This is a genomic window from Pseudomonas sp. GW822-FHT06B12, from assembly GCF_058799675.1.
Genome location: NZ_JBXALR010000002.1, coordinates 100,284 through 113,242, shown reverse-complemented (window position 1 = coordinate 113,242; position 12,959 = coordinate 100,284). Strand labels below are relative to the sequence as shown.

The following is a 12,959-nucleotide window of genomic DNA, read 5'->3' as shown; positions in this document are numbered from 1 at the left end:
TGTCGTGTTAGAGCGGTTGCGCCGTTTGGTGGCGCACCATGAAGGGACGTGTCTGGCGTGCTGGTGCGAGGAGGTGCGCCACATTAGGGCGCTGAGTAGTTCGGGGTTACCCCAATCAACTGTGGGAGCGAGCTTGCTCGCGATAGCGGCGGTACATTCAACATCGATGTTGCCTGCCCCACCGTCATCGCGAGCAAGCTCGCTCCCACATTTGATAGTGGTGGGTTTTAGCGGCGGCGCATCAGGCCGATGAAGAACAATCCACCGATGGCGGCGGTGGCGACTCCGATTGGCAAGTCCTCCGGGGCGATCAAGGTTCGTGCTGCTACGTCGACCCAAACGAGGAAAACACTGCCCAGTAACACGCACACTGGCAGCAGTCTTCGGTGTTCGGCCCCGACTAACCTACGCGCGATGTGCGGCACCATCAGCCCGACAAAACCGATCGATCCGCTGATGGACACCAAAACCCCGGTCATCAGCGAGGCAATCAAAAACACCCGCAGCCGCACCGTTCGGGCGTTCAGCCCCAGCGTCACGGCAGTCTGCTCGCCAGCCATCAACGCATTCAGCGGCCGGGCCATGCCCAGCAGCAACACCAGCCCGAGCAGTACGCTGATAGCGGGAATCGCCAGCAGTTCCCAGCGCGCCAGACCGAGGCCGCCGAGCATCCAGAACATCACCGCGGAACTGGCGCGGTGATCGCCAAGAAACAGCAGCAGGTTGGCGATCGCCATCATCACGAAGGACACCGCCACGCCGCACAGCAGCAGCCGATCACTGTCCAGCCGACCGTTGCGGTTGGCGATCGCCAGGACGATCAGCATGCTCAGCAACGCACCGATAAACGCGGCGATGGGCAGGGTCAGCAGGCCGACGATTTCACCGACATGCAACACCACGATCACCGCGCCAAGGGTCGCGCCAGAGGTGACGCCCAGCAGATGGGGATCGGCCAGCGGGTTGCGCGTCACCGCTTGCAGTACTGCACCTATCAGCGCCAGCCCCGCACCGACCAAAGCGCCGAGCAACATGCGCGGTACGCGGATCAGCCAGACGATATGTTCCTGTCCGGCGCTCCAGTTCACTTCGCCAGCACCGAATGCCTTGTGCAGCAGAATCCGCCAGACCACGTCCACCGGCACCCGTGCCGAGCCAAAGCCCAGCGATACCACACACGACACCAGCAGCAGCGCGCCGAGGGCAATCAGCAACAAGGCATAGCGACGATTGATCATTCGCCGTGGAAACCCTTGGCCAGGGTTTCAACCGCCAGCACGTTGTCGATCCCTGGCGTGGCTTGCACGTAAGGGATGACGATGAAGCGCTGGTTCTTGATCGCGTCCACCGATTGCAGGGCCTTGTTGTTCAGCAGAAATTGCTCCTTTTGCTCGGCGCTGACTTCGCCGTAGTCGACGATCACGATCACCTGCGGGTTGCGCTCGACGACGTTCTCCCAGTTGACCCGGGTCCAGCTCGCCTCGACATCGTCGAGAATATTGCGCCCGCCGGCGGCATCGATCAGTGCTTGCGGCATACCCAGGCGACCCGAAGTCATGGCCCGGTCTTCGCCGCTGTCGTAGAGGAACACGCGCGGTTTTTCCGTTGGCAGGTCTTTGCGAACTTCGGCCACTTGCGCCTGCATGTCGCCGATCAACCGGTTGGCGCGATCCTGCACGTCGAAGATCTTGCCGAGGTTGCGCAGGTCGTTGTAGGTGTCATCGAGGCTGGCCGCCGGGCGCTTCATCACGAAGGCGCACGACTCGCTCAGTTCATAGACGTTGATCCCCAGTGGCCCGAGAGTTTGTGGCGTCAGGTCGCCGCCAATGCGCATACCGTAATCCCAACCGGCGAAGAAAAAATCGACGTTGGCGTTGAGCAAGGTTTCCACCGACGGGTACTTGGCTGCGAGTTCCGGCAGGCCGTCGAGAATGCTCCGCATCTCGGGAGTCACGGCTTTCCAGCCACTGATGCCGCTGTAGCCGACCATCCGTGGTTTGAGGCCGAGGGCGAGCATCATCTGGGTCATGTTGATGTCGTGACTGAGGGCGTGTTTCGGCGCCTCCTTGAAGGTCACTTCACGGTTGCAGCTCTGAATCTTCAACGGGTAACGGGTCGCTTCGGCGAAGGCCTCGGCGCTGCCCAGCAGCAGGGCGATGGACAGGCTGGAGCGGAGCAGGGTGCGCAAGGTCATGTTGGGTTATCCAGGTAATTCGGGGGTAGCCGGACAGCGGGTGTTCATCGATCAGCGCTTCGACGCCGAACACTTCACGCAGCAGCGTGGTGGTCAGCACTTCTTTTGGCGTGCCGCTGGCGACGATGCGTCCGTGGTTGATCACGTACAGCCGATCGCAGAACGCAGCGGCCAGGTTGAGGTCGTGGATGCTTGCCAGGGTACCGATCTGCAAGCGCTTGACCAATTGCAGCAGTTCAAGCTGATAGCGTGGGTCGAGGTGGTTGGTCGGCTCATCGAGGATCAGCAATTGCGGTTGCTGAGTCAGGGCTCGGGCGAGAATGACGCGTTGTTTTTCGCCGCCCGACAACGTCGCAAAGGCGTGATTTTCAAAGCCTTTGAGGCCCACCGATTCCAGTGCCTGCCCGGCGATCCGACGGTCTTCCAGGGTATCGCCATCGAACAGGCCTTTGTGCGGAGTGCGGCCCATGGCGACCACTTCGTCGACCGTCAGGCCGAAGGCGTCGGGAAACTCCTGCAGCACCACCGCAATGCGTTGCGCACACCAGCGCGACGACTGCTTCCAGACGTTGTGATGGGCAAGATGCACCTCGCCGGATTCCGGTTTGCTGAACCGATAGGCACAGCGCAGCAGGCTGGTCTTGCCGCTGCCGTTGGGCCCGATCAAACCGACGAACTCACCGGCCGCCACGTGCAGACTGGCCTCACGCAGTTGGAACTGATGATGACAGTGGCCATGGCCCAGTGGTGTCCAGGCGAGATGAGTGAGGTTCAGCGAGGTCATTGCGTGCTCGTTCGACGGGTGTTTGCAGCGGGCCGACATTGTAAGGTCAACCGCGCTGCCGTAGGCATCTCGCTGTATTCAGGATGAAGATGAGGCCGATTCAGGCTGGCGGTTCAAGCGCGACAGCAGCACGCGGTCCAGCAGCCACACCGCGATCAGCGAAGCACCCACCAACGGGAATACCACCGCCAAAGCGAGGATGATCACCACCCCGGTTTTCCAGGTCGGCAGGTCGTGACGCAATGGCGGAACACCGAGCTTGCCTTGCGGGCGGCGCTTCCACCAGATCACCACACCACTGACGGCGCTGAGCAGGATCATCAGGCAGATCAGCAACACGACGATCTGGTTGAACGGCCCGAACAACTTGCCTTCGTGCAGCATCACCCCCATTTCCGTGGCGCGGGCGACGTTGCCGTAATGCTGCCAGCGCACGTCGGCCAGCACTTCGCCGCTGTACTGGTCGACATGCAGGGTGGCGTCGTTGCGCGGATCGTCGGCGAACACGGCGATGGTGAACACGCCGCTGGCGGTGGTCGGAAAGGTGATGCTGTAACCCGGTTTGACCTTGTGTTGAACGGCGATGTCCTGCACGTCTTGCAGGCTAATGGTCGGCGCGGCCGGGGCGCTGCTGCCGCCGTTGTGAGCCATGTGTTCGGCGTGGTCACCGGACATTGGCATCGGGGTGTTTTCCATAGCCCAGGGCACGGTCTGATGGGTAGCGGTGTTGAGGCTGCGGGCTTGCTGATCGGATGTGGGCACGTTGTCCCACATGGCCGCTGGGAAGCGGTTCCAGACTTCAGCGTATTGCTTACCCCAGAAACCGGTCCAGGTCATGCCGCTGAGCAGCATCACCAGCAGAAACGCCGCGCCCCAGAACCCGGTCACCGCGTGCAGATCACGCCAGAGCACACGTCCGCGACTGCTGAATCGTGGCCACACGATCCCCGCGCCGGTTCGCCCGCGTGGCCACCAGAGAAATACTCCGGAAACCACCAGCACGATGCCCCAGCCGGCAGCCAGTTCCACCAATCGATCACCGACGGTGCCGATCATCAACTCGCCGTGAATCGCCCGGGCGATGGCTTGCAGGTTGTTCTTCGCGTCCTGCTCGCCGAGGATGTCGGCGTGATACGGGTCGATGAAGACGTTGAGCTCGCTGCCGGCATTTTTAACGACAAACTGCGCACTGCGCTCGGCATTGACCGGTGGCAGGTACTGCTTGATCTGGCCCTGTGGATAAGCCTCTTTGACACGCCGCAGCAACTCGTCGGCACTGACGGGGTGATGGCCGGCCGGCACATTGAGCAGGCTGCCGTACATCAGCGGATCGAGTTGCGGTTTGAACAGGTAAACGATGCCGGTCAAGGCCAGCATCACCATGAACGGCGCAACGAACAGCCCGGCATAAAAATGCCAGCGCCAGGCCAGGTTGTAGAAATTCGGTTTGGGTTGTTTCATCAGGTGCTCCGCTTGGCGTGGATCTTTGTTGTTTGTTTGCGGTCGCTGCGCAACCGATCGCGAGCAGGCTCGCTCCCACAGGTTCAGCACCGATCCTGTGGGAGCGAGCCTGCTCGCGATGTCTTTAGAAGCTCATATCGACCTTGGTCCAGAACGTGCGCCCTGGTTCGTTGATCGCTTGCGGGTCATTGGCCGGGTAGCCGAACCCGGCGTTGCCGGCCAGGTTCAAGTGCTCGGCGTAAGCCTTGCCAAACAGGTTGTCGACGCCCGTGCTGACCTTCCAGTGCTTGTCGATGCGGTAGGCGCCGTTCAGTGAGAACACACCAAAACCAGGGCTCGTGCCGTAGTCCTTGCCGACCACGTTGCCCTTGTTCTGCTCGATGCGGTTCTGCGCCGCGACCACTCGCCACAAGGCGCCTGCGCTCCAGTTGTCTTCGCTGTAGGTCAGGCCGAAACGTGCCTCCAGCGGTGGCATTTGCGGCAGTGCCGTGTCGTGGGTGGTGTCTTTGCCCCAGGCGTAGGCCAGGGTCGCATCGGCTTTCCAGTTGGAGGTGAGGTTGTAGGCTGCGCCGAGTTCGCCACCCATGATTCGCGCATTGATGTTCTCGGCCCGTGAGGTCATGCCCATCATGCCGGGGGTGTAATCGAACAGGATGTAGTCGTGCACTTCGCCGACATAACCCGAGACCCAGGCTTCGAGGTCCTGGGTTTTGTATTGCAGGCCGACATCGAGCTGAGTGGTTTTCTCAGGCTTGATCGAATCGAAGGCGTTGAGCGAACCGGCAGGGCCGGATTTCGGCGAGAACAGCTCCCAGTAATCCGGGAAGCGTTCAGCGTGGCCGAGACCTGCGTAGAGCGTGGTCGGGCTGTCCGCCAGGTCATGCTCGTAGCGCACGAAACCGCTTGGCAAGGTATCGGCACGGGTCTCGTCGGCAGTCGGGTTCTTCCCGGAGCCGATAGTCTGGCGAAAATCCCTGGCCGAGGCGCGGTCCAGTCGCGCTCCGCTGATCAGGCGATCACGGTCGGCGGCGTACCAGGTCAGCTCACCGAAAACTCCGTAATTGTGGAAGTCCGCATCCTTTTCGCGTGGCACGTCCTTGTAAGTATCGATGCCCATGGCGGCACGCTTACGGTGTTCGTTGGTTTGCGCATCGATGCCGCTGATCAACTGCACATCGGCCCAGCGCCAGGTGGCCTTGATCCGCGCACCGAGGGTGCGGCGGTCGACGTTGGAGGCCATCGGGCCGGACATCATCCCGGTGCCGGACGGCGTGCGCAGGGTGAAGTTGTCCATCACGTGGTCGGCGTAGTTGTAGTAGACCTGCGCTTCGAGCTTATCCAGCACCTCGCCGAGGTTCGACTTCTCGAAACGCAGGCCCAGGCTTTCGCGCTTGAACTGCGAACCGTCCATGCCGCGACCGGCAGAACGTGCCTCGCCGTCGCCCTTGCCGGCAGTCAGTTCCAGCAGTGTATCGGCGTCGGGCGTCCAGCCCAGGGCGACATCGCCGTTCCATTTGTCGTAGCGCGACGGCACGGTGTCGTTGTTGCCGTCACGGTAATCGTCGGCGTGAGCGGTGTTACCAATCACCCGTATGTAGCCCTGTGGGCCACCGGCAGCGGCGTCGACGAGTTTGTCGAAACGCCCGTTGGAGCCGGCCAGCAGGCTGGCGTTCACCCGAGTGCCCAGCTCGCCGAAGCTTTCCGGCTCGCGGTCGAACAGGATGGTGCCGGCAGAAGCTCCAGGTCCCCAGAGTACGGTTTGCGGGCCTTTGATGACGGTCAGCTTGTCGTAGGTTTCCGGTGAGATGTAGGAGGTCGGGGCGTCCATGCGGCCAGGGCAGGCACCGAGGATCATGCCGCCGTTGGTGAGGATGTTCAGCCTTGAGCCAAACATGCCGCGCAGCACGGGATCGCCGTTGGTGCCGCCATTGCGAACCAGCGCGAAGCCGGGAATGGTCTTCAGATAGTCGCCACCGTCGCTGGCCGGCACCGGTTGGCGCGGATCTTTGGGGTTGGTGACGATGGTCAGCGGTGAGCTTGGGGCTATGGCAGTGATGACCGTCGGGCTCAGCTCTTCGGTGTGCTGGCTGTGGTCTATCGGTTGTTCGGCCGCGCTGGCCAACGGGGAAAGCAGGGCACCGCACAGAACGGCAGTGGCCTGTTTGAAATGGGCGCGCGGCGCGTTCGGGGCGAAAAATGCCTGAGCAGCGCTCAAGCGTGTGTCAGCAGAAAACCTGGACATAAAAGTTCCATCAAACAATCGTCAACAACACGGCCAGCAGCCTGCGGCTGTCGTTCTCTACAGTCGGCCGTATGAGTAGTGGTGTGGGTGTTTACGAGAGGATGGGCGGGGCACGGGTACGGGCGCCGGGGAAGACCGTTTGCCGGGCATGGCCCAGGCGGGGGGAGGGACTGATGAAGTTGTTGGCGGAAGGTGTGTCGAAGACAGCGAACGACAGGCTGCCGGGCAGCGCGGGGCAGTTGAAGAGCAGGCTGCAATAGCCGCATTTCTCCCAGAGCGCGTGGTGATCGGGTTTTGGTGCGCAGTGTTCGGCAGCCGCTTGCGCGCCATGCTCGGCATGAGCGTTCGCCGACATGTCCATGTCCATCGACATGCTCATGTTTACAGGCATCGGCATGCGTTGATCCATCGGCATCGACTGAGAGATCAGTGGGCCGATAAAGATCATCAACATGGCGAACAGGCTGATCCAGCTACCGCGCGCAACCTTCAACGAGGTATTACGCAGCACTGGTCGCCTGACGCTGAGCGAGCGCCGTGTATTCACAGGTTTTTCAGGCTGTGATTACTGGGCGTGCATGTGCGCTTCGGTGCCAGCGGGCGGTTGTTTCTGTACCGCGACCTCAACGGTCACGTCGCCGGATTTTTCGAAATGCAGGGTCAGCGGGAAGCGCTTGCCGTCGTGGAGCAGGCTGCGGTCTTTGAGCTCCAGCAGCATCACGTGATAAGCCATCGGCGCGAACGAGATGTCGCCGCCCGCCGGAATCTCGACGCTTGGCACTTGCTGCATCTTCATCAGATCATTTTGCTTCACATGCTCGTGCAACTCGGCAATGCCTGCAATCGGTGAGGCGACACTGAGCAAGCGGTCAGCGGTTTTACCGTTGTTGTGAATCACGAAATAGGCTGCAACCGTTGGCGCGTTGGGCGGTAGCTCTTGCGACCAAGGGTGGGCGATTTCCAGTTCGCCGGCTTTGTATTCGTGGGCATTGGCAAAGCACGCGGGCAGCAACAAGGCGGCCAGAACGATGAGTTTCTTCAACATGGCAGTTCTCCAGAACGATTAAACACGCAGATCAATTGCGACGGTAATCAGACTAGAGGAGACGCTCGGGGATTGAGGCTGGGCCATTGCTGGCGTGGTGTGGGCAGGTCAAGGGTCGGCGCAGGTCGGTTTCGATTGGCCTCGAAACGCGCAAAATACAGCTGCGGAACATGGCCTGGCAACGCCACCAGAGGCGCCGAGCCTGAGCAGCACCAGCAATGCTGCATGTTCGAGTGATCGTCGCTCGAAGGGGCTTTTTGCTCAAGCTTGCCCAGAGAAATCGCCACCAGCTTCGTCCCGCTGGACGAGCAGAAACTGCCCCACAACAATTGCTCGGCCGGCGACTGACTGGCTGCCTTGGCCATCGCGCCGGACATCGGCATGGCAAGCATGTTGAACAGCACTGCGAAGCAGGCGATCCAGGCAAATGCTAGCCGTTGTCGGGACATGGGTCATATCCGGTTGGGTGGGTGATCAAGCCGGGTATTTAGCCTGATCGGGGGCGATAAGTAAAAAACCGCCGTGCGGTGTGGTGTCGCAGCGGCCTTCGATTCATTCCTGTCAGTGAGCAGGTACGGCATGCACTTGTATATCTACGCCGAGTGTCGTTCGAATGACTGCAAATATCGCCGCCAGGTTATCCATGCTTGGGTTGCCCTTGGCAGACAACATTCTATGTAAGCTCTTGCTGGGTTTTGACGTTTCCTTTGCCAACTCTTCGAAACCTACGGTGGCATTGACCAGGTCGCGAAGAATGATCCGGGCGATTTCCGGTTCTCCATTGAGGAACAGAGTAGCAGCCTCATCCAATAACGCCTGGGCGAACTCAGGGTCACGCTGGGCGCGTTCGGCAATCGTATGTTTGTAACTTCGGGTGAGAGCCATTGCGTTACCTCATGTTCCTTTCAGCTTTTTTCCGGGTCCGAAATTCGGCAACGAGTGTTTTTGCCTGTTTGATATCCTTTTTCTGGGTGGACTTATCGCCTCCTCCAAACAGGATGATGAGACGCTTACCCTCTTGCACCAAATAGATTCTGTATCCCGGACCCCAATTGATGCGGTATTCGCCGAGACCGTCGAACCATTTGATGTTGGATGTATTGCCGATTTCCAGTCGCACCAGAGCGTTGGACACCTTGCGTGCCGCCTGCGCGTCCAAGGTGGAGAACCAGCGCCCGAACGGGCTTGTATCGTTGTCCTGAAGGTATTCTTCGAGTGTGATCACAGGCGGCCCTGAAGGTAACAAATAGGTTACTGTTCATGCAAGCAAGTGATCCTGCCTCATCGACTGAAGGCTGCCAACGCCTCAAGTGTTTCCTCGAGCGTCAAGAACTCCCGCTCAACCCCCGGCAACACCGGCCGCTTGAGGATCAACACCGGCACCCCGCGTTCGCGGGCCACTTCAAGCTTGGGTTCGGTGGCGCTGCTGCCGCTGTTTTTGCTGATCAACACATCGATCTGCCGACGTTCGAACAGCGCACGTTCGTCTTCGATGAAAAACGGTCCGCGTGCACCGATCACTTCACAACGCTCGTTGCCGGGATAAACCTCCAGCGCGCGCAAGGTCCAGAACTGCTCGGGCGGGATTTCATCCAGGTGCTGCAACGGCTCGCGGCCCAAGGTAAACAGTGGACGCTTGAACGGTTTCAGCATTTTGATCAGTTCGGCCCAGTCGCTGACTTCGCGCCAGTCATCTCCAGCCTGCGCTTGCCACGCCGGGCGACGCAGCGCCCAGCACGGGATGCCGCTTTGTCGCGCGGCGATGGCGGCGTTCTGGCTGATTTGCGCGGCGTAGGGGTGGGTGGCGTCGAGCAACAGCTCAATGCCTTGATCCTTGATGAACTGCGTCAGGCCTTCAGCGCCGCCATAGCCACCGACGCGCACCTGGCAGTTCAGATCGGTCGGCACCCGACCCACGCCCGCCAGGCTATAGAAATGTTGCGGACCGAGGGTTCGAGCAATCGCCAGGGCTTCGGTGACGCCGCCGAGCAGCAGCAGACGTTTCATTGAAATCCCCCGGCGTGGCCGACGATGCCGCCCTGGCGATCGATGGCAAATACCTCGACCTGAACCTGCTTGGGCACCACGCTACGGGCGAAATCCAGCGCGTGCCGGCACACCGCATCACCGAGGGCGATACCGGCGGCGCTGGCCATCGCCAGGGCTTGCTGGCTGGTATTGGCCTCGCGAATGCCTTGCTGCAATGTCGGGGCTGCGCCAACGTCCGCCGCCCATTCGGCCAGTTGCGGCAGGTCGATGCTGGAGTGGCGACTGTGCAGGTCCATATGTCCGGCGGCGAGTTTGCTGATCTTGCCGAAGCCGCCGCAAATGCTCAGTTTATCCACAGGCACTTTGCGTAGATGTTTGAGCACCGCACCGACGAAGTCGCCCATTTCGATCAGGGCGATTTCCGGCAGGTCGTAGACCCGGCGCATGGTGTCTTCGCTGGCGTTGCCGGTACAGGCGGCGATGTGCAGGTAACCGTTGGTTTTGGCGACGTCGATGCCCTGGTGGATTGAGGCGATATACGCCGCGCAGGAAAATGGCCGGACGATGCCGCTGGTGCCGAGGATCGACAGCCCGCCAAGAATGCCCAATCGCGGGTTCATGGTTTTCAGCGCCAGGGCCTCGCCGTCCTCGACGTTGACCGTTACTTCAAAACCGCCGTCGTAGCTGAACTCTTGCGCGAGCAGTAGCAGGTGGTCGGTGATCATCTTGCGCGGCACCGGATTGATCGCCGGTTCGCCGACACTCAATACCAGCCCTGGGCGCGTGACAGTGCCAACCCCTTTGCCGGCACTGAAGCGAATGCCGGGTTCGCTGGTCAAACGCACCTGACTGTAGAGCAATGCACCGTGGGTCACGTCCGGGTCGTCGCCGGCATCCTTGAGGGTGCCGGCTTCGGCACCATCACCCGTGAGGCGACAAAACTCCAGGCGCATCTGCACCTGTTTGCCTTTGGGCAGGATGATTTCTACCGCATCGCTAGTCACCGCACCGAGCAGCAGGCGTGCGGCGGCGAGGCTGGTCGCGGTGGCGCAGCTGCCGGTGGTCAGGCCACTGCGCAGGGGCGCGGGTTGTTCGGCGGTTTCGTCACGCATCAAAGGGTTTAACCACGTCCAGCAAGGTAATCGGCAACGCCTGACGCCAGGTGTCGAACTCTCCCAGCGGCTGCGCCTGGGCGATATGAATCCGCGTCAGCTCGCCACCGTGTTGTTCGCGCCAGGCCATCAAGGTCATTTCGCTTTGCAGGGTGACTGCGTTGGCGATCAACCGGCCACCGGGTTTGAGCTGCGCCCAACAGGTATCGAGCACACCGTCACGGGTCACGCCGCCACCGATGAAGATCGCATCGGGCCGCTCAAGGCCGGCCAGCGCTTGCGGTGCACTGCCACGAATCAGTTGCAGGCCGGGCACGCCGAGGGCGTCGCGATTGTGTTCGATCAACTGCTGGCGGCCAGCATCGGCCTCGATCGCCTGCGTGCGGCAACTCGGATGAGCACGCATCCACTCGATACCAATCGAGCCGCTGCCGGCGCCGACGTCCCACAACAGTTCACCAGGCACCGGCGCCAGGCGGGCAAGAGTGATGGCGCGCACGTCGCGCTTGGTTAGTTGACCGTCGTGCTTGAAGGCTGCGTCTGGCAGGCCGGCCAGTCGCGACAGGCGCGGCGTGTCGGGTTCGGCAATGCATTCAATGGCGATCAGGTTCAAGTCGGCGATAGCCGGGTCGGTCCAGTCGCTGGCGATGCCATCGACACGTCGTTCGCTCTCGCTGCCCAGGTGTTCCAGCACGCTCATCCGGCTCGGCCCGAAACCGCGCTCGCGCAACAGCGCGGCAATTGCGGCAGGGCTGTGTCCGTCGTTGCTGAGTACCAGCAGACGAACACCGCTGAACAACTGAGCGTTCAGCGCTGCAATTGGCCGGGCAACCACCGACAGCGTAACGACTTCTTGCAGCGGCCAGCCCATTCGCGCGGCCGCCAATGAACAAGAAGAGGGGGCCGGGATAATCAGCATCTCGTTGCTCGGCACTTGCCGTGTCAGGCTGGCGCCCACACCGAACAGCATCGGATCGCCGCTGGCCAGTACACAGATCGGCTCACCGCGTTGCGCCAGTACCGGCTCAAGGGAAAATGGACTCGGCCAGAGCTGCCGTTCGCCACGGATGCACACGGGCAGCAGGTCCAGTTGCCGTTGGCCACCGACAATCCGCGAAGCACCCAGCAGCGCGCGTCGAGCGTTCTTGCCCAGGCCTTTGAAGCCGTCTTCACCGATGCCTACCACTGTCAGCCAGGGGGTCATGCCGTTCCTCTGCTCAAAAAAGCGGTCAATAAGGGCGAGATGATAACGCAGTGAGGTGAGGCGGGTCAGTTCGTCCTGTACATCCAGTGATGTCTATGGGCGTACCGATAATAGAAGTAGTGCGTTGTTTGGAGGATGTCGCGTTGATATATATTGTTGAAATTGCAGGGTGGCGTGGAGGGTGGAGGTCGTTTAGTTTTGAAAGTTCAAATAAGGTCTGTGTTTGTAATTCAGATGGTCGAATAGATATTTAATAACTCAAGGATGAATTTAAATGAATGAGTTGGACAATAAAGAACCCGGTGCGGCGATTGTTGGCAACGGTCTGATTACCTGCGTGGCAGGGTTGTCCCGGGAGGAAAAGCGCGATGTCAGATATAGCGTACGACTGGCACGCTGGGCTGCTGACGATAAGTACGACAGCGTCACCCAGCTTGACGCCTGGTTTTTACACTTTGCCGCCACCCTGAAGTTTCTGGGATGGGTCCCCGCCGGCGACGCCATTACCGAAATACATCACCCGAATTTTTACGGCAGTGTTGCTCAAGTCTATTTGACTTCCCTTATCATGGAGGGCAACGCGGCGCAGGCCAATGTTACAGGTGCAGCCTTCGATGCATTGAGTGCAGACAAATCGGCCAGCAAGGTGTTTTACTCGGCCAGTTCCGAGGCGGGTGACTTTCAAATACTCCCGGTAGAGCGCGATAGCCAGCAACGTTTGAAAATGACCGTCAACAATTTCAGCTTGCGTTCGCGTTCAGTGCCTGAGGAATTTCTTTTCTTTAAATGGTCGGAGCAGACGACGAAGTTGTTGCAGCATTATGGCCGCTTTCTTCTTGATCGTTCGGTGTTCGAACAACACAGGGCGTTCCTGGAAAGACGGATCAAGGAAATAGCCATCTCGGAATTCGAACTCAAACTCCAGTAG

General features: G+C 60.5%; 13 protein-coding genes and 1 pseudogene. 1 reads left to right on the top strand and 13 read right to left on the bottom strand.

Going from position 1 to position 12,959, the window contains the following annotated elements:
* Window positions 1-227: 227 nt before the first annotated feature.
* From AC1RKH_RS05355 to cbiE, 13 genes and pseudogenes are all read right to left on the bottom strand, one after another.
* A complete protein-coding gene (locus AC1RKH_RS05355) occupies window positions 228-1,238 on the bottom strand; it encodes a FecCD family ABC transporter permease (RefSeq protein ID WP_493062166.1) in 1,011 nt (336 codons plus the stop codon).
* A complete protein-coding gene (locus tag AC1RKH_RS05350; protein ID WP_493062167.1) occupies window positions 1,235-2,194 on the bottom strand; it encodes an ABC transporter substrate-binding protein in 960 nt (319 codons plus the stop codon). Before AC1RKH_RS05350 ends, AC1RKH_RS05355 begins: the two co-directional genes overlap by 4 nt.
* 1 nt (window position 2,195) lies before the next feature.
* A pseudogene (locus tag AC1RKH_RS05345) lies at window positions 2,196-2,978 on the bottom strand (ABC transporter ATP-binding protein); the annotation flags it as partial.
* A 78-nt stretch (window positions 2,979-3,056) separates the two neighbouring features.
* Window positions 3,057-4,439 (bottom strand): PepSY-associated TM helix domain-containing protein, encoded by a 1,383-nt coding sequence (locus tag AC1RKH_RS05340; protein WP_493062168.1) that lies wholly within the window; start codon window positions 4,437-4,439, stop codon window positions 3,057-3,059.
* 124 nt (window positions 4,440-4,563) lie between these two features.
* Window positions 4,564-6,681: a TonB-dependent copper receptor gene (locus AC1RKH_RS05335; RefSeq protein WP_493062169.1), complete on the bottom strand. Its 2,118-nt coding sequence runs from the start codon at window positions 6,679-6,681 to the stop codon at window positions 4,564-4,566.
* Between the two features lie 91 nt (window positions 6,682-6,772).
* A complete protein-coding gene (locus AC1RKH_RS05330) occupies window positions 6,773-7,192 on the bottom strand; it encodes a DUF2946 domain-containing protein (RefSeq protein ID WP_493062170.1) in 420 nt (139 codons plus the stop codon).
* 54 nt (window positions 7,193-7,246) lie between these two features.
* Complete coding sequence (locus AC1RKH_RS05325) at window positions 7,247-7,726, bottom strand: copper chaperone PCu(A)C (RefSeq protein ID WP_493062171.1); 480 nt, start codon at window positions 7,724-7,726, stop codon at window positions 7,247-7,249.
* A gap of 47 nt (window positions 7,727-7,773) precedes the next feature.
* Complete coding sequence (locus AC1RKH_RS05320) at window positions 7,774-8,175, bottom strand: DUF2946 domain-containing protein (RefSeq protein ID WP_493062172.1); 402 nt, start codon at window positions 8,173-8,175, stop codon at window positions 7,774-7,776.
* Window positions 8,176-8,287: 112 nt separating this feature from the next.
* Entirely contained in the window at window positions 8,288-8,611 is a 324-nt protein-coding gene (locus AC1RKH_RS05315; RefSeq protein WP_123423706.1) for a helix-turn-helix domain-containing transcriptional regulator, read from the bottom strand.
* A gap of 4 nt (window positions 8,612-8,615) precedes the next feature.
* Window positions 8,616-8,951: a type II toxin-antitoxin system RelE/ParE family toxin gene (locus tag AC1RKH_RS05310; protein ID WP_123423705.1), complete on the bottom strand. Its 336-nt coding sequence runs from the start codon at window positions 8,949-8,951 to the stop codon at window positions 8,616-8,618.
* A 56-nt stretch (window positions 8,952-9,007) separates the two neighbouring features.
* The gene (locus AC1RKH_RS05305; protein ID WP_493062173.1) at window positions 9,008-9,733 is read right to left on the bottom strand and encodes a cobalt-precorrin-6A reductase; all 726 of its coding nucleotides are present in this window, start codon (window positions 9,731-9,733) and stop codon (window positions 9,008-9,010) included.
* Window positions 9,730-10,827, bottom strand: a complete 1,098-nt coding sequence (locus tag AC1RKH_RS05300; RefSeq protein ID WP_493062174.1) for a cobalt-precorrin-5B (C(1))-methyltransferase — start codon at window positions 10,825-10,827, stop codon at window positions 9,730-9,732. The genes AC1RKH_RS05305 and AC1RKH_RS05300 overlap by 4 nt, the downstream gene beginning before the upstream one ends.
* Complete coding sequence (gene cbiE / locus AC1RKH_RS05295) at window positions 10,820-12,031, bottom strand: precorrin-6y C5,15-methyltransferase (decarboxylating) subunit CbiE (RefSeq protein ID WP_493062175.1); 1,212 nt, start codon at window positions 12,029-12,031, stop codon at window positions 10,820-10,822. Before cbiE ends, AC1RKH_RS05300 begins: the two co-directional genes overlap by 8 nt.
* 274 nt (window positions 12,032-12,305) lie before the next feature.
* Here cbiE and AC1RKH_RS05290 point away from each other — a divergent pair, with 274 nt between their 5' ends.
* Entirely contained in the window at window positions 12,306-12,959 is a 654-nt protein-coding gene (locus AC1RKH_RS05290) for a hypothetical protein (protein ID WP_493062176.1), read from the top strand.